Source organism: Pantoea sp. X-Soil-TKNS-1279 (genome assembly GCF_059730565.1).
Window position 1 is genome coordinate 1736084 of record NZ_AP035948.1, and the last position, 22178, is coordinate 1758261.

General features: G+C 55.1%; 24 protein-coding genes. 19 read left to right on the forward strand and 5 right to left on the reverse strand.

Features of this window, described 5'->3' with window-relative positions; genetic code table 11:
• Positions 1–110: 110 nt before the first annotated feature.
• The 3 genes from flgN to flgA all read right to left on the reverse strand — a co-directional run bounded on the left by flgN (position 111) and on the right by flgA (position 1618).
• Positions 111–542 (reverse strand): flagellar export chaperone FlgN, encoded by a 432-nt coding sequence (gene flgN / locus AC6I8N_RS08205; RefSeq protein WP_021186025.1) that lies wholly within the window; start codon positions 540–542, stop codon positions 111–113.
• 5 nt (positions 543–547) lie between these two features.
• A complete protein-coding gene (flgM, locus tag AC6I8N_RS08210; RefSeq protein WP_497830475.1) occupies positions 548–853 on the reverse strand; it encodes a flagellar biosynthesis anti-sigma factor FlgM in 306 nt (101 codons plus the stop codon).
• A 105-nt stretch (positions 854–958) separates the two neighbouring features.
• Positions 959–1618, reverse strand: coding sequence for a flagellar basal body P-ring formation chaperone FlgA (flgA, locus tag AC6I8N_RS08215; protein ID WP_497830476.1), 660 nt, complete (start codon positions 1616–1618; stop codon positions 959–961).
• Positions 1619–1772: 154 nt separating this feature from the next.
• Here flgA and flgB point away from each other — a divergent pair, with 154 nt between their 5' ends.
• From flgB to flgL, 11 genes are all read left to right on the forward strand, one after another.
• On the forward strand, positions 1773–2186 hold the full coding sequence (flgB, locus tag AC6I8N_RS08220; RefSeq protein WP_021186022.1) for a flagellar basal body rod protein FlgB: 414 nt from the start codon (positions 1773–1775) through the stop codon (positions 2184–2186).
• 2 nt (positions 2187–2188) lie between these two features.
• Positions 2189–2593 carry a flagellar basal body rod protein FlgC gene (flgC, locus tag AC6I8N_RS08225; RefSeq protein WP_013508642.1) on the forward strand — a complete coding sequence of 135 codons (405 nt, stop codon included), beginning with the start codon at positions 2189–2191 and terminating at the stop codon, positions 2591–2593.
• Between the two features lie 12 nt (positions 2594–2605).
• Entirely contained in the window at positions 2606–3280 is a 675-nt protein-coding gene (flgD, locus tag AC6I8N_RS08230; RefSeq protein ID WP_021186021.1) for a flagellar hook assembly protein FlgD, read from the forward strand.
• 26 nt (positions 3281–3306) lie between these two features.
• Positions 3307–4527: a flagellar hook protein FlgE gene (flgE, locus tag AC6I8N_RS08235; RefSeq protein ID WP_021186020.1), complete on the forward strand. Its 1221-nt coding sequence runs from the start codon at positions 3307–3309 to the stop codon at positions 4525–4527.
• Between the two features lie 20 nt (positions 4528–4547).
• Positions 4548–5306 carry a flagellar basal body rod protein FlgF gene (locus AC6I8N_RS08240; protein WP_021186019.1) on the forward strand — a complete coding sequence of 253 codons (759 nt, stop codon included), beginning with the start codon at positions 4548–4550 and terminating at the stop codon, positions 5304–5306.
• Between the two features lie 16 nt (positions 5307–5322).
• Entirely contained in the window at positions 5323–6105 is a 783-nt protein-coding gene (flgG, locus tag AC6I8N_RS08245) for a flagellar basal-body rod protein FlgG (protein ID WP_013508646.1), read from the forward strand.
• Between the two features lie 62 nt (positions 6106–6167).
• Entirely contained in the window at positions 6168–6878 is a 711-nt protein-coding gene (locus AC6I8N_RS08250) for a flagellar basal body L-ring protein FlgH (protein ID WP_021186018.1), read from the forward strand.
• 9 nt (positions 6879–6887) lie between these two features.
• Positions 6888–7994, forward strand: coding sequence for a flagellar basal body P-ring protein FlgI (locus AC6I8N_RS08255; RefSeq protein ID WP_021186017.1), 1107 nt, complete (start codon positions 6888–6890; stop codon positions 7992–7994).
• A complete protein-coding gene (flgJ, locus tag AC6I8N_RS08260; protein WP_497830477.1) occupies positions 7994–8935 on the forward strand; it encodes a flagellar assembly peptidoglycan hydrolase FlgJ in 942 nt (313 codons plus the stop codon). The genes AC6I8N_RS08255 and flgJ overlap by 1 nt, the downstream gene beginning before the upstream one ends.
• A gap of 120 nt (positions 8936–9055) precedes the next feature.
• Positions 9056–10699, forward strand: a complete 1644-nt coding sequence (gene flgK, locus AC6I8N_RS08265; protein ID WP_021186015.1) for a flagellar hook-associated protein FlgK — start codon at positions 9056–9058, stop codon at positions 10697–10699.
• A 19-nt stretch (positions 10700–10718) separates the two neighbouring features.
• On the forward strand, positions 10719–11681 hold the full coding sequence (gene flgL / locus AC6I8N_RS08270) for a flagellar hook-associated protein FlgL (RefSeq protein WP_021186014.1): 963 nt from the start codon (positions 10719–10721) through the stop codon (positions 11679–11681).
• A 218-nt stretch (positions 11682–11899) separates the two neighbouring features.
• Here the strand turns inward: flgL and rne are convergent, their stop codons facing one another.
• Complete coding sequence (rne, locus tag AC6I8N_RS08275; protein ID WP_497830478.1) at positions 11900–15091, reverse strand: ribonuclease E; 3192 nt, start codon at positions 15089–15091, stop codon at positions 11900–11902.
• Between the two features lie 573 nt (positions 15092–15664).
• Between rne and rluC the strand changes: the two genes are divergently transcribed.
• Positions 15665–16621: a 23S rRNA pseudouridine(955/2504/2580) synthase RluC gene (gene rluC / locus AC6I8N_RS08280; RefSeq protein ID WP_497830479.1), complete on the forward strand. Its 957-nt coding sequence runs from the start codon at positions 15665–15667 to the stop codon at positions 16619–16621.
• Positions 16622–16632: 11 nt separating this feature from the next.
• Here the strand turns inward: rluC and AC6I8N_RS08285 are convergent, their stop codons facing one another.
• The gene (locus AC6I8N_RS08285; RefSeq protein ID WP_208725243.1) at positions 16633–17217 is read right to left on the reverse strand and encodes a Maf family protein; all 585 of its coding nucleotides are present in this window, start codon (positions 17215–17217) and stop codon (positions 16633–16635) included.
• Positions 17218–17357: 140 nt separating this feature from the next.
• Between AC6I8N_RS08285 and yceD the strand changes: the two genes are divergently transcribed.
• The 7 genes from yceD (at position 17358) to acpP (ending at position 22168) form a co-directional block, all read left to right on the forward strand.
• Positions 17358–17879 (forward strand): 23S rRNA accumulation protein YceD, encoded by a 522-nt coding sequence (gene yceD / locus AC6I8N_RS08290; protein ID WP_021185599.1) that lies wholly within the window; start codon positions 17358–17360, stop codon positions 17877–17879.
• A 14-nt stretch (positions 17880–17893) separates the two neighbouring features.
• A complete protein-coding gene (rpmF, locus tag AC6I8N_RS08295) occupies positions 17894–18064 on the forward strand; it encodes a 50S ribosomal protein L32 (protein WP_013508656.1) in 171 nt (56 codons plus the stop codon).
• Positions 18065–18090: 26 nt separating this feature from the next.
• Positions 18091–19131, forward strand: coding sequence for a phosphate acyltransferase PlsX (gene plsX, locus AC6I8N_RS08300; protein WP_497830480.1), 1041 nt, complete (start codon positions 18091–18093; stop codon positions 19129–19131).
• Positions 19132–20085 (forward strand): beta-ketoacyl-ACP synthase III, encoded by a 954-nt coding sequence (locus AC6I8N_RS08305; RefSeq protein ID WP_021185601.1) that lies wholly within the window; start codon positions 19132–19134, stop codon positions 20083–20085.
• A 15-nt stretch (positions 20086–20100) separates the two neighbouring features.
• Complete coding sequence (gene fabD / locus AC6I8N_RS08310) at positions 20101–21033, forward strand: ACP S-malonyltransferase (RefSeq protein ID WP_415175162.1); 933 nt, start codon at positions 20101–20103, stop codon at positions 21031–21033.
• Positions 21034–21043: 10 nt separating this feature from the next.
• Complete coding sequence (fabG, locus tag AC6I8N_RS08315; RefSeq protein WP_021185603.1) at positions 21044–21778, forward strand: 3-oxoacyl-ACP reductase FabG; 735 nt, start codon at positions 21044–21046, stop codon at positions 21776–21778.
• A gap of 153 nt (positions 21779–21931) precedes the next feature.
• On the forward strand, positions 21932–22168 hold the full coding sequence (gene acpP, locus AC6I8N_RS08320; RefSeq protein ID WP_208725246.1) for an acyl carrier protein: 237 nt from the start codon (positions 21932–21934) through the stop codon (positions 22166–22168).
• The last annotated feature ends 10 nt before the right edge of the window (positions 22169–22178 follow it).

A 22178-nucleotide genomic window follows, 5' to 3' on the forward strand; every position in this document is an offset into this window, starting at 1 on the left:
ACCTTGCGTGATAAATCGCGCCGCTACAAAAATCCGGGCGCGATTTAACGCACAAAAAAACCGCCTCGTTATCAGCGATGGCGGTTTTTTTACAGCTGGAACGCGGACGGTTACCCTTTGCGGCTCAGTGTTGACTGACCTTTACCTAATCCGTCCGGACCATAAAATGCCTGCGTTTGATGGGGCTTCAACACCGCTAACGCATCATCGGTAAAACGGATCTGCTGCTGTAGCAGCAAACCATTATGCGTATTGGCGTCACGCAGTTGACGCGTATGTTTCTGGATAGACGTCCAGCGGCGTGACATATCGCTGTTGCCACGATAAGGCGCCTGCGTACCGGTGCTTTGCTCGGTAGTCCGGCGCATCTCGTCAAGATAATTCAGCGTCGAGAGCAGCGCGCTTTTATCTTCGGTGATGCGCTGCAACAGGTTGCCGTTAATCAGGCCGGAAGCAAGTTGCTGCTGTTCTTCATTCATCACTTCGCGGAGTGAAGAGAGCACTTCCTGCATCTTATCTAATGTGGTCAACAGATTGTTCATCGGGATTAATTACCCTCTAAATACGCCTTAGTATCAGCAATCAACGCGTCGGCGATCTTGCCGGTATCCATTTTCAGTTCGCCATTGCGAATGGCGGTTTTCAGTTGCTCAACGCGCGCAGTATTGATGTCGCTGCTGCCGGGTTGTGTCAGCTGCGCCTGGGCAGCGCTCAGTTTCACCTGCGCACCACTTTCGCTGGTGTTGGACGTGGCTGCGGTGCTGCTCTGGCGCACTTTGCTGCCGTTGTCCGTATTTTCACGGGTCTGAACAGTGCTCGGCGGCTGAATAGGCTGGGTTCTGTCGATGCTCATGATCTTGCTCCTGTAAGGTCAGTTGGGGATAAGCCAACTGAGTCAGCATAGGGTAATTTCTTTGTTGCTTTCACTATCGGCAGAAAAACAGGGTTCTTTAGCGCTTTATAGCGATATAAGAATATTCCCATCCTCGCCGACCCGGCCGCTGACGACCTGACCATTACCCATCCGTACTCTGACCATCTGCGCGGTGGTCGCATTATTTAATGCCTTGCCTTCGCTACTGGCATCAAACCCGTTACCGCTGGCCACCACAATCACATTTTGTCCTGCTTTTACCCGCCAGGGCAAACGCACCATAGTGGCGGTTACCGGCTGCCCGGGGGTGATATCGCGCATGGCGATGGCATCGGCCACGTTATCGGTGGAGAACAGGGTTCGCGCGGGCAGCGTATCCAGCCGCCCGGATTGTAAACGAAAATCGCTGGCCGTGACGTTGCTGCCACGCATTACCTGATGATTTGCCACCAGATAAACACCGGTGACCTGCACCTGAACCTGCAAATAACGGCGATTCTGCCCGCAATTGGTGGCGATGCTCATGTTGCCCCACTGGCGGCTGTTGCCGGGCAACACAATTTGTGGCGCAGCGCAGTCTGGCCACTGCGCTTGTGGCGTACGAATCACCACATTCATCCCTGCCGCGTGTTGCGGATCGCGCGCTTTAAAGTACTGCGTCAGTTGGGCCTGGAGATCGGCCGCCTGACCGGGCAGCGCCAGGGCCAGCAAAATTGGGGCCAGTAAGGTTGTAAATCTGCGCATAACACGCCTCCTGACTGAAGATGGCACTGAGTCTACTCCTCGCGCAAAAAAATCAATGTCAAAAATAGCCAATGTTTTTGGCGCTATTCAGACGATAGCCCTTGCTTTTCCCCAATTAAGCTGTCAGCTCGAAATTCTCATTCGCGGAGGAAGCATGCTCGACAAACTCGATGCCGCGCTGCGATTTGGTACAGAAGCCCTTAACTTGCGAGCGGAGCGTCAGGAGATCCTGGCATCCAACATTGCCAACGCCGATACCCCGGGTTACCAGGCTCGGGATATCGACTTTGCCAGCCAGCTCAGCAAGGTGATGGAAAACGGTCGCTCGGAGGGCAGCAGTCTGGCGCTCAAAGTGACGTCTGCCCGCCACATTGAAGCGCAGAGCGACGCTCAGCCGTCGATGGATCTGCTGTACCGCATTCCCGATCAGCCTGCCGCGGATGGCAACACCGTGGATATGGACCGGGAACGTACGCAGTTCGCCGACAACAGCCTGAAATATCAAACCGATCTCACCCTTATCAGTAGCCAAATCAAAGGCATGATGAGCGTTCTGCAGGGGCAATAACAATGGCATTGCTAAATATCTTTGATATCGCCGGGTCGGCTATGACGGCGCAGTCGCAGCGCCTCAACGTCAGCGCCAGTAACCTGGCTAACGCCGACAGCGTCACCGGGCCAGATGGTCAGCCCTACGTGGCGAAGCAAGTCGTGTTTCAGACCGATGCCGCGCCGGGTATGGCGACCGGTGGCGTCAAGGTGGCGGGGGTGGTGGACGATCCTTCCCCGGCGAAACTGGTGTATGACCCGGGCAATCCGATGGCTGACCAGAAAGGTTACGTCAAGATGCCCAATGTGGATGTGGTGGCAGAGACGGTGAACACCATGTCAGCCTCACGCAGTTACCAGGCCAACGTTGAGGTCCTGAACACCGTGAAATCAATGATGATGAAAACGCTGACCATGGGTCAGTAACGGAGAAACACAATGGGTATCGCGGTAGGCGTTAACGAAAACCTGGACCCCACGGTCCTCAGCTCCTCCAGCAGTAGCAGCACAGGTAACAGCGCAGAAGACTTACAAAACCAGTTTCTGACCATGTTGGTGACGCAGTTGCAGAACCAGGATCCGACTAACCCGATGGATAACAGCCAGCTCACCACGCAGTTGGCACAGATCAACACCCTGAGCGGCATTGAAAAACTCAATACCACGCTGGGTTCGATCTCCGGGCAGATCAGCACCAGCCAGAACCTGCAAAGTACCACGCTGATTGGTCATGGCGTGATGGTGGATGGCAGCCAGATTTTGGTAGGCAGTGGCACCACCACGCCATTTGGTGTGGAGCTGACCACCGCGTCAACCGCCACCACCGCCACCATCAAAGATTCAACCGGTGCAACCGTGCGCACCATTGATCTCGGCGCATTGTCGTCAGGCGTTCATACCTTCTCGTGGGATGGCACCCTGACCGACGGCTCAACTGCCCCGGATGGCAAATATACCGTTTCGATTGCCGCCAGCAATGGCAGCACCCAACTGGTGGCTCAGCCGTTGAATTACGCCTACGTCAGTGGCGTCAGTACAACGGATGACACCTCGACACTGGACCTCGGCACCATGGGCACCGCGACCCTTGATGAAGTACGTCAGATTCTCTAATTAACCTGTAACCCGGAGAAATTAACATGTCTTTTTCCCAAGCGGTGAGCGGCCTGGGCGCTGCTTCAAGCAACCTCGACGTCATTGGTAACAACATCGCCAACTCCGCGACAGCGGGTTTTAAATCCAGCACCATCGCCTTCGCTGACCTGTTTGCCGGTTCAGACGTTGGTCTGGGGACTAAAGTTGCAGCGGTGATCCAGAACTTTAACGACGGCACCACCACCACCACCAGCCGTGGTCTGGACGTGGCGCTGAGCGGCAACGGTTTCTTCCGTATGACTGACAGCAGCGGCGCGGTGTACTACTCGCGTAACGGTCAGTTCACGCTGGATGAGAACCGTAACCTGGTCAACACGCAGGGCCTGTACGTGACCGGCTATCCGGCCAGCGGCTCCCCGGCTACCATTCAGACCGGTGCCAACCCGGTGGCGCTGAGCATTCCAACCACCCAGATGTCAGCAAAAGCGACCTCCACGGCAACGCAGGTGGCGAACCTTAACTCCACCAGTGATATCCCGACGGTCACCACCTTTGATGCGTCGGACGTTGACAGCTACAACGCCAAAAGCACCATGACGGTGTACGACTCTCAGGGTAACGATCACACTCTCGACATGTACTACGTCAAAACCGGTGATAACGCCTGGACCGTCCATGCTATCGACTCCACCACCGGAACTTCTGCGGGTGATTTCGACCTGACGTTTGACAGCAGCGGTAACCTGACCAGCGTGGGCGGCGTCACCGGTGCCACCACCGTAGCCCTGAGTATTGACGGGACCAATGGTGCAGCCGCAGGTCAGTCCATTACCCTGAGCATGCAGGGCAGTCTGCAACAAAACACCGGCACCACCACCTTCGGTAACCCGACTCAGGATGGCTATGCACCGGGCGATCTGACCACCTACACCATCAACGATGACGGCACCATCACCGGTACCTACTCCAACCAGCAAACGCAGCTGTTGGGTCAGATCGTGCTGGCGAGCTTCTCTAACCCGGAAGGGTTGCAGTCTGAAGGTGACAACGTGTGGAGCGCCACCAGTTCTTCTGGTCAGGCGGCGATCGGTACCGCAGGCACCGGCACCTTCGGTTCACTGACCGCAGGCGCGCTGGAAGCCTCCAACGTGGATTTGAGTCAGGAACTGGTCAACATGATCGTCGCGCAGCGCAACTATCAGGCGAACGCGCAGACCATCAAAACCCAGGACCAGATCCTCAATACCCTGGTCAACTTACGCTAATTCACTAACGGGATTGCATTATGGATCACGCGATATATACCGCGATGGGAGCCGCCAGCCAGACGCTGGAGCAGCAGTCCGTCACGGCCAGCAACCTCGCCAACGCCTCCACGCCGGGTTTCCGTGCTCAGCTGGAAGCGTACCGCGCGGTGCCGGTCAATGGCTGGTCGCTGCCGACGCGTACCCTGGTGACGGCCTCTACGCCGGGTGCCGATATGAGTGCAGGGGCGATGGACAACACCGGTCGCGCACTCGACGTGGCGGTGGGGCAGGACGGCTGGCTGGCGGTACGTACCGCCGACGGCAGCGAGGCTTACACCCGCAACGGTAACATTCAAATCAGCTCCACCGGCATCCTGACAATCCAGGGCAATCCCGTGATGGGCGATGGCGGGCCGATTGCCGTGCCGCAAGGCGCTGAACTGACTATTGCAACGGATGGCTCCATCACCTCTCGTAACCCGGGCGATGCACCCAATGCCACGGTGCAGATTGGTCGTCTGAAGCTGGTCACGGCGACCGGCCAGGAACTGCAACGCAGTGACGACGGGATGTTCCGTCCTACCGCACAAACCCAGGCTACACGCGGTGCGACGCTGGCGCAGGACGCCAACGTGCAGGTGTCGCCGGGGGTGCTGGAGGGCAGTAACGTTAAGCCCGTGGAAACCATGGTCGATATGATCGCCAACGCCCGACGTTTTGAGATGCAGATGAAAGTGATCTCGAACGTTGATGAAAACGAACAAAAAGCCAATCAGTTGCTCAACATGAGCAGCTAAGGCTGAGGACAAAACAATGATTCGTTCCTTATGGATTGCGAAAACCGGCCTTGATGCCCAACAAACCAATATGGACGTCATCGCCAACAACCTGGCGAACGTCAGCACCAACGGTTTTAAGCGTTCGCGTGCGGTTTTTGAAGACCTGATGTACCAGACCGTGCGCCAGCCGGGCACGCAGTCATCCGAGCAAACCACGTTACCGTCTGGTATGCAGATTGGTACCGGTGTGCGTCCGGTGACCACTGAACGTCTGCATACTCAGGGCAACCTGTCGCAAACCAGTAACTCAAAAGACCTGGCGATTAACGGTCAGGGTTACTTTGAAGTGCAGATGCCGGATGGCACGTCCGCCTATACCCGCGATGGTTCATTCCAGGTGGATCAGAATGGTCAGCTGGTGACCAACTCAGGTTATACCGTGCAGCCAGGTATCACCATTCCTGCCAACGCCACCAGTATCACCGTTTCGCGTGATGGCATCGTGAGTGTGACGCAGCAGGGCCAGACCAACCCGACCCAGGTTGGCCAGTTAACACTCAGTACTTTTATGAACGACGCCGGTCTCGATAGCCTGGGTGAAAACCTCTATCAGGAAACCCAGGCATCGGGTGCGGCTACCCAGAGCACGCCTGGCCAGAACGGTGCTGGTTTGTTGTATCAGGGTTATGTGGAAACCTCGAACGTCAACGTGGCGGAAGAACTGGTTTCCATGATCCAGACGCAGCGCGCTTATGAGATCAACAGTAAAGCGGTCAGCACGTCTGATCAGATGTTAGCGAAGTTAACCCAGTTATAAATCTGGTGTCGTTGGGCCAGCTTGGCTGGCCTGATTAAGAACATGAAAAAGGTCAGAACTCCGTGGCGAAGCAAGTGATTCTCAAGCCTGGTCATTGGTTAGTAGCGTTATCACTACTGACATTAAACGGTTGTGCGCTGGTTCCACGCACGCCACTGGTACAAGGCTCGACAACGGCTGAGCCAACGCCTTCTGCGCCACCGGTGGTGAATGGTTCCATTTTTCAGGGCGTTGCGCCGCTGAACTACGGCTATCAGCCGCTGTTTGAGGATCGTCGTCCACGCAATATCGGCGACACCCTGACCATTACCTTGCAGGAAAACGTCAGCGCCAGCAAAAGTTCGTCTGCCAATGCCAGTCGTGATGGCAGTGGAAGCTTTGGGCTGACTACCGTGCCAACCGCGTTGAATGGTTTGGTCGGCGCGAGTGGGGAGAAGGTCGGTCTTGATGGTGAAGGCAAAAACGACTTCACCGGCAAAGGCGGTGCTACGGCAAATAATACCTTTACCGGCACCATCACCGTCACCGTGAATCAGGTGCTGTCCAACGGCAACCTGCGCGTAGTGGGTGAAAAACAGATCGAGATTAATCAGGGAACCGAATTTATTCGTTTCTCCGGTGTGGTTAACCCCCGCACCATCAGCGCCAGTAACGCGGTGCTGTCAACCGCAGTGGCCGACGCACGTATTGAGTATGTCGGCAATGGTTATATCAATGAGGCGCAGACGATGGGTTGGTTCCAGCGTTTCTTCCTGAACGTTTCGCCGATGTAAGAGGTTACGATGAAAATGAACACTCTGCTGCGTTTGAGCCTGAGCTTCCTGCTCGGATTCAGCCTTATCGCTCATGCTGACCGCATCCGCGATCTGACCACGGTACAGGGCGTGCGCGACAACCAGTTGATCGGTTATGGCCTGGTGGTGGGGCTGGACGGCACCGGTGACCAGACCACGCAAACGCCGTTTACCACACAAACCGTCAGCAACATGCTGTCGCAGCTGGGGATCACCGTACCGACCGGCACCAACATGCAGCTGAAAAACGTGGCGGCGGTGATGGTCACCGCCTCACTGCCGGCCTTTGCGCGTCAGGGACAAACCATTGATGTGGTGGTGTCGTCACTGGGTAACGCCAAAAGCCTGCGTGGCGGTACGCTGCTGATGACGCCGATGAAAGGCGTGGATAACCAGGTCTATGCGCTGGCGCAAGGTAACATTCTGGTCGGTGGTGCCGGTGCCGCTGCGGGTGGCAGCAGCGTCCAGGTAAACCAGTTGAACGGTGGTCGCATTACCGGTGGGGCCACGGTGGAACGTGAGCTGCAAAGCAACTTTGGTAGCCAGAGCACCATCAACCTGCAACTGAACAACGAAGATTTCACTATGGCGCAGCGTATTGCGGATGCCATCAATCGTGGTGGCTATGGTTATGCCCAGCCGCTGGATGCGCGTACCGTGCAAATTCGTGTGTCGCCGAATAACAGTTCGCAGGTGCGCCTGCTGTCGGATATCCAGAATCTGGATGTTTCCGTACCGCTGGAAGACGCCAAAGTGATCATCAACTCACGTACCGGTTCGGTGGTAATGAACCGCGAAGTGACGCTGAGTACCTGTGCGGTCGCGCAGGGCAACCTGTCGGTCACCGTCAATCAGCAGCAGAACGTCAATCAGCCGAATACGCCGTTCGCAGGTGGTCAAACCGTGACGACCAATCAGACGCAGATCGATATGCGCCAGAGTGGCGGGGCGCTGCAACACGTCAACGCCAGCGCCAACCTCAATAATGTGGTGCGTGCGCTGAATGCGCTGGGTGCAACACCGATTGACCTGATGTCAATTCTGCAATCAATGCAGAGTGCGGGCTGTCTGCGCGCCAAACTGGAAATTATCTGATGAGTGATACGCAATCGCTGATGAATGCGGCTTATGACAGCCGCTCGCTCAATGACCTGAAACGCGAAGCCAGTCAGGACCCGAAAGGTAAAGCCTTACAGGTGGCGAAGCAGGTTGAAGGCATGTTCGTGCAGATGATGCTGAAAAGTATGCGTGAGGCGTTGCCAAAAGATGGCCTGTTGAGCAACGACCAGACGCGGCTTTTTACCTCAATGTACGACCAGCAGATTGCGCAGGAGATGGGCAAACGCGGACTTGGCCTGGCGGAAACCATCGTTAAACAGATGCAACCCGCACAGGAACCGGATGAGCGTGCGGGTACCGTACCGATGAAGCTGGATAACAGCTTCATTTACAGCAGCATGGCGCCGATGCAGCTGGAACAAATGGTACGTAAAGCGATACCGCGACTGCCGGTATCACCCGGCAGTTTATCCGGCGACAGCAGCGACTTTATTGCTCAACTGGCGCAGCCTGCCAAAGTGGCGAGTGACGAGAGCGGTATTCCACACCATCTGATTCTGGCGCAGGCGGCGCTGGAGTCCGGCTGGGGGCAGCGTCAGATTCTGACGCGTGACGGTAAACCGAGCTACAACGTGTTCGGTATCAAGGCCAGCGGTGACTGGAAAGGTGAAACCACCGATATCATGACCACCGAATATGAACACGGCGAAGCGAAAAAAGTACGCGCAACCTTCCGTGTTTACGGCTCCTATCTGGAGGCGCTGACGGACTACGTCAAACTGCTGTCAAACAACCCACGTTATGCCGCGGTCGCCAACGCGCAGACGGCGGAGCAGGGGGCACAAGCGTTGCAGGCTGCCGGTTATGCGACTGACCCGAGATATGCTCAGAAATTGGTGGGAATGATCCAGCAATTCAAAAACATGGGCGAAAAAGTTGTGAAAGCGTACAGCCACGATTTGACCGATTTGTTCTGATTTTTTGCCTCAAGTTTCACTTAAGCACGCCGATAACCTTCATACAACCCGGGCGTTTCATCGCCCCGGTAACCGCACTGATGACAGCCAGCCCGGTGAACGGGAAATTAAGGAACCGAGATGTCCAGTATAATCAACTCAGCGATGAGCGGGCTGAGCGCCGCACAGGCCGCATTAAGTACCACCAGTAACAACATCAGTAACTATACCGTGGCGGGTTATACACGCCAGACGACGATCCTGGGGCAGGCGAACAGCACCCTGTCTGGTGGCAGCTATTACGGTAACGGTGTGAATGTGACGACTGTGCAGCGTGAATATGATGAATTCATCACTGCGCAGTTACGCAGTGCCAGTGCGACCTATAATGCGCAAAATACCCAATATTCTCAGATCTCAAATATTGACGATCTGTTATCAACCTCGACCACCAGCCTGTCAACGTCGATTCAGGACTTCTTCACCAACGTACAAAACGTGGTCAGTAACGCCGACGATCCGTCAGCGCGTCAGTCAATGCTGAGTAATGCTCAGGGATTGGTCAACCAGTTCCAGACGACAGCACAATATCTGACCAATATGCAGACCAGCGTCAACACCGATATCACCTCCAGTGTTGACCAGATCAATACCTACACCAGCCAGATTGCCAACCTCAACACCCAGATTGCCAAACTGACTACCGGTGATGGCACTGCGCCGAATGACCTGCTGGATCAGCGCGACCAACTGGTGAGCAGCCTGAATGATATCGTCGGTGTCACGGTGTCGCAGCAGGATGGCAGCTATATCGTTTCAATGGGCAGCACCACGCTGGTCAATGGCAGCAAAACCACTTCGCTGGTGGCGATGCCTTCCAGCAGCGACCCTTCACGTATCACCGTCGGTTATGTTGATAAGCAGGCGGGTAACGTAGAAATTGCTGAGAAAACCCTGACAACCGGTTCGTTGGGTGGTCTGCTGGCGTTCCGCACCCAGGATCTGGATACCGCTCAGAACCAGCTCGGCCAGCTTGCCGCTGCCTTTGCTACCAGCTTCAATACCATCCATAAAGAAGGGTATGACAGCAACGGTGATCAGGGCACTGATTTCTTTAACATCGGCAGCCCGGAAGTCCTGAGCAACACCAAGAATACCTCCAGTGCCTCACTGACAGCGGAATGGACCGACACCAGCGCGCTGAAAGCCTCAAACTACACCGTCAGCTACGACGGCACCAACTGGTCGGTGACTCGTCAGTCGGACAACGTTAGCGTGACGGCGACGCAGGGAACCGATGCCGATGGTAACACCACGCTGAGTTTTGATGGTCTTCAGTTAACCGTAAGTGGTACGCCGGCGGCGAAAGACAGCTTCCTGGTAAAACCGGTGCAGAACGTGATTGGTGATATGTCAGTGGCGATCACCGATGAGTCACAGATTGCGGCGGCAGGTGCGGTGGATGGTGCCAGCGATAATACCAATGCGCAAAAACTGCTGGATTTGCAGGACAGCAAACTGGTGAACGGTAACGCCACCCTGGCCGAGGCGTATGCCAGCATCGTCAGTACGGTGGGTAACAAAACCAGCACGCTGGAAACCACCAGTACCACTCAGGAAAGTGTGGTGAGTCAGTTAAGTGATCGCCAGCAGTCAATTTCGGGCGTCAACCTCGATGAAGAGTACGCCAACCTGACTAAATATCAGCAATATTACACGGCTAACGCGCAGGTGCTGCAAACCGCCAGTACCATTTTCAACGCGTTGATCGATAGCCTCGGCTAAGCAGAGAGGATAAAAAACCATGCGTCTTAGTACCAATATGATTTTTAACCAGCAGGTGCGCGGTATCACGGATTCGCAAGCTTCCTGGCTCAAAGTCGGTGAACAGCTTTCCAGCGGTCGCCGCGTGACTAACCCCTCTGATGACCCGATTGCGGCTTCGCGCGCTGTGGTGTTGTCGCAGACTCAGGCCAAAAGCGCTCAGTACGCCACCGCGCGTAGCTTTGCCAACCAGAGTCTGTCAATGGAAGAAAATACGCTCTCCAGCGTCACCAGCAGCATTCAGGATGCGCAGACCCTGATTGTTCAGGGTTCAACAGGTACGTTGAGTGATGATGACCGTGCCTCGATCGCCACGTCACTGGAAGGGATCCGCTCGCAATTGCTGGGGCTGGCTAACAGTAAAGACGGTAACGGCAACTATATTTTCGCCGGCTATCAAACCGATACCGAGCCATTCACTGATGATGGCACTGGCGTGACTTATGTCGGCGGCAGTGATCCGATTACGCAAAAAGTGGATGACAGCCGCACCATGTCGGTTGGCGATACCGGTACTTCGGTGTTTATGTCGATCACCAGCAACGCCAAAGCAGAGCCGGACGGTAGCGCCAGTGAAACTAACCTGTTCAATATGCTCGACAGTGCGATTGCCGCGTTGAAAGTGCCACAGGACAACGCTGACGATGCCACCAAACAAACGTTCCAGGATGCGATGGATAAGACCAACCGTGGTTTGAGCAACTCACTGAACAACGTGCTGAGTGTGCGTTCTGCGGTGGGCTCAAAAATGTCTGAGCTGGACACGCTGGATGCGCAGGGTGATGACCGCGATACCATTATGGCGTCACAAATGAGTGACCTGGTGGATGTGGATTACACCTCGGCTATCTCCAGCTACACCATGCAGCAGACGGCGTTGCAAGCCTCCTACACGGTCTTTACCCAGATGTCAAAGATGTCACTGTTCCAATTGAATTCGTAACTGACCTGAAGATTTGAGCGTACTTAAACCGGGTGCGCTTGCTTTTTCCCACTGCCTTCACAGGCCGTGGGATTTTTTTTTGTCCGTAGCGGTGCGATTTATCGCGCGGATTTTTCACGCAGCGCGCACGAAATTGCGCGATAAATCGCGCCGCTACGGATAGATGCAAATAAAAAACCCCGGACTGGCCGGGGTTTGCTGTGTGACGTAGCGCTAACTTAGACGCTTTCTGGCTTGGTTGCCGGTGCAGTCGCCTGCTGTGTGGCGCTATGACCGCCAGCCGATCCACGGCCCGCAAAGGCAAACGGTGGACGTACCCAATCGCTATGGCGAGCCGGTTCAGGTTCCCATGCCGGTGCCGGTGCTTTGGTCATCGGTGCCGAAGCATAATGCTTCCAGCGGGTTTCTGCGTTGTTGGCCACGGTAGCGTGAGCGGCAACTGGCGCTGGCTGCGCTTCTGCGGCAACCGGCGTGGACAGGATCTCTTCCACTGGTGCAGTCACTTCCGGTGCCTCCTGAGCAGGTGCTTCGATGGCAGCGGTTACGGCTTCGTTGACCTCAGCAGCAACATCAACCACCGGTTCGGCCTGCGCGGCGGTTACTTCGGCAACCGCTTCATCCGCCGCTGAAATCACGGTCGGTTCTTCATTGACCGGAGATTCAATCGGACGGGTGTCATCGGTGTTCACTACCGGAACGTCGGTGTGTGCCTGCGGTTCCACTACTTCGACGACTGGCTCAGCAACCACTTCTTGCGCTGGCTCAACGCTGGCAGGCAGAGCAACGGCAGCAGCCGTCTCTTCGCGGCTGTAATCCGGCGTCTCGTTCAGTGCATCCTGTGTGACCAGTTCTTCATTGGTTTGTGCAACCGGATAACGTACCCAGACTTTGCCAGAGGCCATTTCCGGTGAAGCCGAAGCCGCAGCCAGAGGCATTGCAGATTGGGTCGGATAGCGCTCATCACGGTAACGGCGACGACGCTGACCGCTGACACGCAGGTGGCGCGGTGAACGACGTGAACGGCGCGGCATATTGGCGCTGTCACGGTTATCAACGTCATCCTGATCATCATTGACCGCTTCCGGTTCTTCATTAGCGACTGCACGCGGCGCAGTTTCAACCGGAGCGATAACGTTCTCGGTTGTCGCTTCGCTTTCATCACCAAAACGCACTTTCTGGCTCAGCTGGCGTTGTTTACGACGCGGCATGACCTGAACACGTTCTTCTTCCTGTGCTGCCTCATCAACGATTTCAGCCTGCACCACCGGCTCAGCGGCTTTCTGTTCCTGCTGCTGGGCGCGTTTCTCTTCCTGACGACGACGCTGGCGCTCCGCACGTTGTTCGCGACGCTGTTGTTGCTGCTCTTCGCGTTGCTGGCGTGCTTCTTCGCTTTGTGCCGGGCTGCGTTCTTCACGCGGCTCGTTCTGGCGTTTATTGCGGCGGTTTTCGGTGGTTTCACGCGCTTCGCGTGGCTCACGCGGCTCGCGTGCTTCACGTACCGGCGCATTTTCAGCGTTACGCGGAGTGCGTTCACGACGGTTATTGCGGCGGTTGTTGCGACGATCGCCACGCGGTTGACCGTTTTCATCAGCGTTTGCTTTGCTTTCCTGTTTCTCGCTGGCTTCCGGCGTAGTCGCCGGTGCATCACCAACAAACAGTTTTTTCAATCCACCCAGCAGACGTGCCATAAAGCCGGTTGACGCAGCCGGTGCTGCGACGGTGTCGGTTGTCCTGGCCTTCTTCGGCTCAGCTTTCACCGCAGGCTTGCTCTCTTCTGCCACTTCAACCGGTGCAGGCGGTGCATCCGGCATCACAAAGGCGGCGAGGGCCGGTTGCTCAGGACGACGACGTTCTGACTGCTCTTCTTCGGAAGGCAGTGCCATTTCCGCTTCATGCAGTTTCGGCAGGTGGTAGCTCAGCGTTTGCGTTTCTTCGCCTTTGCGCACGCGCAACACGGAGTAGTGCGGCGTTTCCATCTGATCGTTCGGTACGATGATGGCGCGCACGCCACCCTGACGCTTCTCAATGGCGCTGACCGCATCACGTTTCTCGTTCAGCAGGTAGGAAGCGACCGGAACCGGCACAATCGCGTGGACTTCTTTGGTGTTGTCCTTCAGCGCTTCTTCTTCAATCAGACGCAGAATAGACAGCGACAGCGATTCGTTATCACGGATGGTGCCGGTACCGCTACAGCGTGGGCAGACGTGATGACTGGACTCGCCCAGTGATGGGCTGAGGCGCTGACGTGACATCTCCAGCAGACCAAAGCGTGAAATATGGCTGATTTGAATACGTGCACGATCCTGACGTACCGCTTCACGCAGACGGTTTTCCACGGCACGCTGGTGGCGTACCGGCGTCATATCGATGAAGTCGATAACAATCAGACCACCGAGGTCACGCAGACGCAGCTGACGAGCGATTTCGTCTGCCGCTTCGAGGTTGGTATTGAACGCCGTCTCTTCGATATCACCACCGCGCGTCGCGCGTGCTGAGTTGATATCAATCGCCGTCAGTGCTTCGGTGCTGTCAATGACGATAGAGCCGCCAGATGGCAGACGCACTTCACGCTGGAAAGCAGATTCAATCTGCGATTCGATTTGGTAGTGGCTGAACAGCGGGATTTCACCGGTGTACAACTTGATTTTGCTGCTGAAGTCCGGACGACCGAGCGCAGCGATATGCTGACGCGCCAGTTCGAGGACTTTCGGGTTATCGATGAGGATTTCACCGATATCCTGACGCAGATAGTCGCGGAAGGCGCGCACGATCACATTACTTTCCTGATGGATCAGGAAAGGTGCCGGGCGGCTTTCAGCGGCTTTTTTGATCGCTTCCCAGTGTTTCAGACGGAAGCTAAGGTCCCACTGTAACGACTCGGCGGATTTGCCAACGCCAGCGGTGCGCACAATCAGGCCCATGCCTTCCGGCAGTTCCAGCGCTGACAGGGCTTCTTTCAGTTCGGTGCGATCATCACCTTCAATACGGCGCGAAATGCCACCCGCACGCGGGTTGTTCGGCATCAGCACCAGGTAGCTACCGGCCAGTGAAATAAAGGTGGTCAGTGCTGCTCCTTTATTACCACGCTCCTCTTTATCAATTTGAACGATGACTTCCTGACCTTCACGCAGAACATCTTTAATATTGGGACGTCCGTGCGCGTTGTAACTGGCGGGGAAATATTCGCGGGAAATTTCTTTCAGAGGGAGAAAACCGTGACGCTCAGCACCGTAATCAACAAACGCAGCTTCCAGGCTGGGTTCAATACGGGTGATTTTACCTTTGTAGATGTTGGCTTTTTTCTGTTCGTGTCCGGGGCTTTCGATATCCAGATCGTACAGACGTTGTCCATCAACCAGGGCAACGCGCAACTCCTCCTGCTGAGTTGCGTTAATTAACATTCTTTTCATCGTGACTTACTCGTTATTCTCTCATGAGTGACAAAGCTGCGGGCATCGTTACCCTGGACGAGAATCAACCGATGGCCCCGTGTCTTTAATGCACAGACGTCAACCTCACGGTTGTCGGCGGCTAAAGGGGCGCAAATCTTGTCGGTGGCCTGTTTTTCATAAGGAAATCCAGCGCCTGAAGGTGGAAGTGCTACAGAGTATTCAAAAATCCACACATCCCAGTCTGTCGTCCTGGCTGCAACCCGCAGCCCGCTAAGTGCCTGATTTAACATTACGTCTTACGCCATTGCTGCGTGTCCGTTTAATCCGGCAAAATGACTTATTTCGCTCTTTTTTCTGCCTGAATCTTTCCAGGACAGAAACCCCTGCATTATTCCATTGCTCACCAACATATAGCAAGGCGACTTTTGCCGAGCTGTGAAGTTTATTCATCCTTAACCTGTTCATTTGCAGGGGTTATCATCGCATTGTTGAAAAAGTCAGCATTTCGACTCTTTAGCGCCGCGACAACCAGAGAGTTAAGCACAGAAAAAGGGGTGGCGCTATCCGGGGACACTATTTAGAATCGCCGCCATGAAAACTGAGAATCCCGGCGTACAATTTGTCGCCATTACGGCTGAAAATGCCGGACAACGTATCGATAACTTTTTGCGCACCCAATTGAAGGGTGTGCCGAAAAGTATGATTTATCGCATCCTGCGTAAAGGGGAAGTGCGGGTAAATAAAAAACGCATCAAACCTGAATATAAGCTGGAAGAGGGCGATGAGATCCGTATTCCACCTGTACGGGTTGCGGAACGTGAAGAGCAGACTGTCTCGCCGAAGCTGGAGAAAGTGGCTTCACTGGCTGACGCCATCCTGTATGAGGATGATTATCTGCTGGTCCTGAACAAACCTTCCGGCACCGCCGTACATGGCGGCAGCGGTTTAAGTTTTGGCGTGATTGAAGGCTTGCGTGCGCTGCGCCCGGAAGCGCGTTTTCTCGAATTGGTGCATCGTCTCGATCGCGACACCTCGGGTATCTTGCTGGTTGCGAAGAAACGCTCGGCACTGCGTTCCCTGCACGAACAGCTTCGCGACAAAGGCATGCAAAAAGATTACCTTGCGCTGGTGCGTGGCGACTGGCCATCCCACCTGAAAGTGGTACAGGCACCGTTGCTGAAGAATATCCTGCAAAGCGGTGAGCGCGTGGTGCGCGTCAGCGCGGAAGGTAAACCTTCGGAGACACGGTTTAAAGTGGAAGAGCGTTTTGGCTTTGCCACCCTGGTAAAAGCCAGCCCGGTCACTGGCCGCACTCACCAGATTCGTGTGCATACTTTGCATGCGGGCCATCCCATCGCGTTTGACGATCGTTATGGCGATCGGGAATTTGAACGCCAGCTGGCACCGACCGGACTTTCCCGTCTGTTCCTGCATGCGGCGGCGTTGACGTTTACCCATCCCAATACCGGTGAGACGTTACGGATGGAAGCGCCGCTGGACGGCGCTTTGAAGCATTGCCTGTCGCTGTTACGCCAGAAAAAGGCGTAACGTCACGGGCATCAACACAAGGGGTTGATGCCCGCTTCTCGTAACATCCCATTCAGCGCAATCAGCGGCAACCCAATCAAGGTATTGGGATCGCGTCCTTCCAGCCGTTCAAACAGACAAATGCCAAGGCCTTCGCTTTTGAAGCTGCCTGCACATTGCAGTGGTTGTTCTTTGGCAACGTATCCGGCAATTTCGGCTGCACTCAGCGTGCGAAAATGGACGGTGAAGGGTTCACAGCAGAGAAATTGCTGCCCGCTTTGCGGTTGGATGAGCGCCAGGCCGGTATAGAAGGTAATGGCTTTGCCACTGGCGGCAGACAGTTGCTTGCGCGCGTTTTCTTCCGTGTGCGGCTTACCGGTGATCTGTCCGTCCAGCACGCAGACTTGATCGGAACCGATGATCCAGCGATCCGGATAGTCGGCCGCCAGCGCCCTGGCTTTCGCCAGCGCGAGGCGTTGTACCAACGCATCTGCCGCTTCGCCGGGCTGCGGCGTCTCATCGGTGTGCGGTGCCGCGCAGAGAAAAGGCAGGCCAAGCTTACTTAATAAAGCCTGGCGGAAGGGTGAGGTTGAAGCTAAAACCAGCGATGTCGTCATTTTTTTGCAGAATAGATAGCGTAAAGGAGACAGTCATTTTAAACTGTGCGCCGCACTGGATGCGACTAACGGGTGAAAGATGCTGTAAAACGGCCTTTTTCTTTGACTCTATGACGTTACAAAGTTAATATTCGCGCCCTATGCAAAAGGTAAAATTACCCCTGACGCTCGATCCGGTACGCGCTGCGCAAAAACGCCTTGATTATCATGGTGTTTATTCGCCTGAATTGGTGGCGCGCGTGGCCGACTCGGTCGTGAGTGTGGACAGTGATGTGGAATGTGCCATGTCGTTTGCGGTTGACAACCAGCGCCTCGCGGTTCTGCAAGGAACAGCGGATGTGCAGGTAACGTTGTTATGTCAGCGCTGCAACCAGCCGTTTCCGCATCAGGTTCACGTAAGCTATTGCTTCAGTCCTGTCTCTACTGAAGAGCAGGCCGAAGCACTGCCGGAAGCCTACGAACCGATCGATGTCGATGATTTTGGCGAAATCGATCTGTTGGCGGTGATTGAAGATGAAATCATCCTCGCACTGCCGGTGGTTCCGGTGCATGATTCTGAACACTGTGAAGTGTCCGACGCGGACATGGTTTTTGGTAAGTTGCCTGAAGAGGCAGAAAAACCAAATCCATTTGCCGTATTAGCCAGTTTAAAGCGTAAGTAATAGGAGTAAGGTCCATGGCCGTACAACAGAATAAACCCACCCGTTCTAAGCGTGGTATGCGTCGTTCTCATGATGCTCTGACCACCACCACTCTGTCTGTAGATAAAGTTTCTGGCGAAACTCATCTGCGTCACCACATCACTGCGGATGGTTACTACCGCGGTCGCAAGGTTATCGCTAAGTAATTCTTGCGGTTACGCAAGGCGATACTTTGACACGTTTGACCCTGGCGATAGATGCCATGGGCGGGGATTTCGGTCCCTGCGTGACAGTGCCTGCAGCCTTGCAGGCACTGGCCTCTCATTCGCACCTGGTTCTCCTTCTGGTCGGTAATCCCGACACAATCATGACATTACTTGCCAAAGCGGATTCCTCTGTAGCGGGGCGTGTGCAGGTGATCCCTGCCGAATCGGTTATTGCAAGTGATGCCAGACCCTCACAGGCGATTCGTAACAGTCGCGGCAGTTCCATGCGTATCGCGTTGGAGCTGGTGAAAGAGGGTAAGGCACAAGCCTGTGTCAGCGCGGGGAACACCGGCGCGCTGATGGGGTTAGCCAAATTGTTGCTCAAACCGCTGGATGGCATTGAGCGCCCGGCGCTGATGACCGTTCTGCCACATCAGCAGCACGGCAAAACGGTGGTGCTGGATTTGGGCGCCAACGTAGAGTCCGACAGTGAAATGTTGGTGCAATTTGCGGTGATGGGTGCGGTGGTAGCCGAAGAAGTGCTTGCCATTAACCAGCCGCGCGTTGCGTTGCTCAATATCGGACAGGAAGAGACCAAAGGTCTGGAAGCCATCCGCACAGCAGCGGCGGTGCTGCGGGAATCCCCGCAGATCAACTATATTGGTTACCTTGAGGGGAATGATCTCCTCACCGGCAAAACGGATGTGCTGGTTTGCGATGGCTTTGTTGGCAACGTCACGCTGAAAACGATGGAAGGTGTGGTAAGAATGTTTCTTTCGCTGCTTAAATCGTCAGGGGAAGGAAAAAAACGGGCCTGGTGGCTGAAGTGGCTGGGGCGCTGGATCCAAAAGCGTCTGGCGAAGCGTTTCGGTCACCTCAACCCCGACCAGTATAATGGCGCTTGTCTGTTAGGATTGCGCGGAACGGTGATCAAGAGCCACGGCGCGGCGAATCAACGTGCGTTTGCCGTAGCGATAGAACAGGCAGAGCAGGCGGTGCGGCGGCAAGTCCCGGAACGGATTGCTGCGCGCCTGGATACTGTATTAGCCAGGAGTGACAAAGCGTAGATGTTTACCAAAATTCTCGGTACGGGCAGTTATTTGCCCAGCCAGGTACGTACCAACGCGGATCTGGAAAAAATGGTGGAAACTTCGGACGAGTGGATTGTCACCCGTACCGGCATCCGTGAACGCCGCATTGCTGCGCCGGATGAAACTGTCGCCACCATGGGCTTTTCGGCAGCACAGCGCGCGCTGGAAATGGCGGGCGTTGCGGCGAGTGACGTGGGTCTGATTATTGTGGCGACCACCTCTTCCAGCCACGCATTCCCAAGCTCGGCCTGCATGATCCAGCAAATGCTGGAGATCAACGACTGTGCGGCGTTTGACCTTGCAGCCGCGTGCGCAGGTTTTACCTATGCCCTGAGCGTAGCCGATCAGTACATCAAAAATGGCGCAGTGAAACATGCGCTGGTGATCGGTGCGGATGCACTGGCACGTACGCTCGATCCTGCCGATCGTGGCACCATTATTCTGTTCGGTGATGGCGCGGGTGCGGTGGTTCTGGGCCAGAGCAGCGAACCGGGCATTCTTTCTACCCATCTGCATGCGGATGGTCGTTACGGTAAACTGCTGACGCTGCCATATCAGGACCGCGAGCAGCAGGATCAACCTGCTTACCTGACGATGGCAGGCAACGAAGTCTTCAAAGTGGCGGTCACTGAACTGGCGCATATTGTGGATGAAACCTTGCAGGCCAACAATCTCGATCGCGAAATGCTCGATTGGCTGGTGCCGCATCAGGCTAACCTGCGCATTATCAGCGCCACGGCGAAAAAGCTCGGTATGGGCATGGACAAAGTGGTGGTGACGCTGGATCGTCACGGTAACACCTCTGCGGCTTCCGTACCCAGTGCGCTGGATGAAGCGGTACGTGATGGTCGCATCAAACCGGGACAACTGATTCTGCTGGAGGCCTTTGGTGGTGGTTTCACCTGGGGTTCCGCGCTGGTTCGCTTTTGATTACAGGAACGAATGATGACGCAATTTGCTTTTGTGTTCCCCGGACAGGGATCACAGACTGTGGGCATGCTGGCTGACCTGGCCACTGAATACCCGCAGGTAGAGGCTACTTTCCGTGAAGCTTCAGACGCACTGGGTTATGACTTATGGCAGTTGGTTCAGCAGGGGCCTGCTGAGGAACTGAACAAAACCTGGCAGACACAACCCGCGTTGCTGGCGGCTTCAGTTGCGATTTATCGCGTCTGGCAGAGCAAAAATGCGCCTCAGCCTGCCATCATGGCCGGCCACAGTCTGGGTGAATACTCAGCGCTGGTCTGTGCGGGCGTACTGAATTTTGCCGATGCCATCAAACTGGTTGAGCTGCGTGGCAAACTGATGCAGGAAGCGGTGCCGGAAGGCACTGGCGCGATGCAGGCGATTATCGGTCTTGATGATGCCGCCATTCGTAAAGCCTGTGAAGAGAGTGCGCAAGGCCAGGTGGTGTCGCCGGTTAACTTTAACTCGCCGGGCCAGGTGGTGATTGCGGGTAACAAAGAAGCCGTTGAGCGTGCAGGCGCAGCCTGTAAAGCCGCAGGGGCGAAACGTGCGCTGCCGTTACCGGTCAGCGTACCATCTCACTGCGCGCTGATGAAGCCAGCGGCAGAGAAACTGGCGGTGGCACTGGAAGCGATCAACTTCAATACCCCGTCAGTCCCGGTGGTTAACAACGTTGATGTGCAGTGTGAAACCTCAGCCGAGGCGATTCGTAGCGCGCTGGTGCGTCAATTGTACAGTCCGGTACGCTGGACAGAAGCGGTTGAGTTTATGGCCGCGCAAGGCGTGACTCAGTTGCTGGAGATTGGTCCGGGTAAAGTGTTGACCGGTCTCACTAAACGTATTGTGGATACCCTGACCGCAGCCGCAGTGAACGATCCTGCTTCATTGACTGCTGCGCTTAGCCAGGAATAAGAGGAAAATCATGGGCTTTGAAGGTAAAGTTGCGCTGGTTACCGGCGCGAGCCGCGGTATTGGTCGCGCCATTGCGGAAACGCTGGCGGCACGCGGTGCCAAAGTGGTGGGAACTGCCACCAGCGAGAGCGGCGCGGAGGCAATCAGTGCTTACCTCGGCGACAGTGGTAAAGGTCTGCTGTTGAACGTGACCGATCCTGCTTCCATTGAGAGTGTGCTCGAGAAAGTGCGCGCAGAATTTGGCGAAGTGGACATTTTAGTCAATAATGCAGGCATTACGCGTGATAATTTACTGATGCGCATGAAAGACGATGAATGGGCGGATATCCTCGATACCAACCTGACGTCAGTTTTCCGTCTCTCGAAGGCGGTTATGCGTGCCATGATGAAGAAACGTGTGGGCCGTATCATTACCATCGGTTCTGTAGTTGGAACCATGGGTAACGCGGGCCAGGCAAACTATGCAGCAGCAAAAGCAGGTTTGATTGGCTTTAGCAAATCACTGGCGCGAGAAGTCGCGTCCCGTGGCATTACCGTAAACGTCGTGGCTCCGGGCTTTATTGAAACGGACATGACGCGTGCACTGAACGAAGATCAGCGCTCGGGCATTCTGGCGGAAGTTCCAGCAGGTCGCTTAGGTGATCCGCAGGAAATCGCCAATGCTGTTGCATTCTTAGCCTCTGACGAAGCCGCCTATATCACAGGTGAGACGCTACACGTCAATGGCGGTATGTACATGGTCTGATAATCACGAAATAATTTGCATTATTCGCGGTAAAAACCGCAGAATAGCGTAAAATCGTGGTTCGACCAGCCGGGATTTTGTTGCATCTTTTTCAACATTTTATACACTACGAAAACCATCGCGAAAGCGAGTTTTGATAGGAAATTTAATAGCATGAGCGACATTCAGGATAGAGTTAAGAAGATCATCATCGAGCAGTTGGGCGTGAAACCGGAAGAAGTGACTAATGAAAAGTCTTTCGTTGACGACCTGGGTGCTGATTCTCTTGACACCGTTGAACTGGTTATGGCTCTGGAAGAAGAGTTCGATACCGAGATTCCAGACGAAGAAGCTGAGAAAATCACTACCGTTCAGGCAGCGATCGACTACATCACTAGCCACCAAGGCTAATGAATATCCT

What these genes read in the sequence shown, in the direction of transcription:
- flgN (WP_021186025.1), bottom strand. Translation starts at nt 542, where the DNA reads ATGAACAATCTGTTGACCACATTAGATAAGATGCAGGAAGTGCTCTCT.
- flgM (WP_497830475.1), bottom strand. Translation starts at nt 853, where the DNA reads ATGAGCATCGACAGAACCCAGCCTATTCAGCCGCCGAGCACTGTTCAG.
- flgA (WP_497830476.1), bottom strand. Translation starts at nt 1,618, where the DNA reads ATGCGCAGATTTACAACCTTACTGGCCCCAATTTTGCTGGCCCTGGCG.
- flgB (WP_021186022.1), top strand. Translation starts at nt 1,773, where the DNA reads ATGCTCGACAAACTCGATGCCGCGCTGCGATTTGGTACAGAAGCCCTT.
- flgC (WP_013508642.1), top strand. Translation starts at nt 2,189, where the DNA reads ATGGCATTGCTAAATATCTTTGATATCGCCGGGTCGGCTATGACGGCG.
- flgD (WP_021186021.1), top strand. Translation starts at nt 2,606, where the DNA reads ATGGGTATCGCGGTAGGCGTTAACGAAAACCTGGACCCCACGGTCCTC.
- flgE (WP_021186020.1), top strand. Translation starts at nt 3,307, where the DNA reads ATGTCTTTTTCCCAAGCGGTGAGCGGCCTGGGCGCTGCTTCAAGCAAC.
- AC6I8N_RS08240 (WP_021186019.1), top strand. Translation starts at nt 4,548, where the DNA reads ATGGATCACGCGATATATACCGCGATGGGAGCCGCCAGCCAGACGCTG.
- flgG (WP_013508646.1), top strand. Translation starts at nt 5,323, where the DNA reads ATGATTCGTTCCTTATGGATTGCGAAAACCGGCCTTGATGCCCAACAA.
- AC6I8N_RS08255 (WP_021186017.1), top strand. Translation starts at nt 6,888, where the DNA reads ATGAAAATGAACACTCTGCTGCGTTTGAGCCTGAGCTTCCTGCTCGGA.
- flgJ (WP_497830477.1), top strand. Translation starts at nt 7,994, where the DNA reads ATGAGTGATACGCAATCGCTGATGAATGCGGCTTATGACAGCCGCTCG.
- flgK (WP_021186015.1), top strand. Translation starts at nt 9,056, where the DNA reads ATGTCCAGTATAATCAACTCAGCGATGAGCGGGCTGAGCGCCGCACAG.
- flgL (WP_021186014.1), top strand. Translation starts at nt 10,719, where the DNA reads ATGCGTCTTAGTACCAATATGATTTTTAACCAGCAGGTGCGCGGTATC.
- rne (WP_497830478.1), bottom strand. Translation starts at nt 15,091, where the DNA reads ATGAAAAGAATGTTAATTAACGCAACTCAGCAGGAGGAGTTGCGCGTT.
- rluC (WP_497830479.1), top strand. Translation starts at nt 15,665, where the DNA reads ATGAAAACTGAGAATCCCGGCGTACAATTTGTCGCCATTACGGCTGAA.
- AC6I8N_RS08285 (WP_208725243.1), bottom strand. Translation starts at nt 17,217, where the DNA reads ATGACGACATCGCTGGTTTTAGCTTCAACCTCACCCTTCCGCCAGGCT.
- yceD (WP_021185599.1), top strand. Translation starts at nt 17,358, where the DNA reads ATGCAAAAGGTAAAATTACCCCTGACGCTCGATCCGGTACGCGCTGCG.
- rpmF (WP_013508656.1), top strand. Translation starts at nt 17,894, where the DNA reads ATGGCCGTACAACAGAATAAACCCACCCGTTCTAAGCGTGGTATGCGT.
- AC6I8N_RS08305 (WP_021185601.1), top strand. Translation starts at nt 19,132, where the DNA reads ATGTTTACCAAAATTCTCGGTACGGGCAGTTATTTGCCCAGCCAGGTA.
- fabD (WP_415175162.1), top strand. Translation starts at nt 20,101, where the DNA reads ATGACGCAATTTGCTTTTGTGTTCCCCGGACAGGGATCACAGACTGTG.
- fabG (WP_021185603.1), top strand. Translation starts at nt 21,044, where the DNA reads ATGGGCTTTGAAGGTAAAGTTGCGCTGGTTACCGGCGCGAGCCGCGGT.
- acpP (WP_208725246.1), top strand. Translation starts at nt 21,932, where the DNA reads ATGAGCGACATTCAGGATAGAGTTAAGAAGATCATCATCGAGCAGTTG.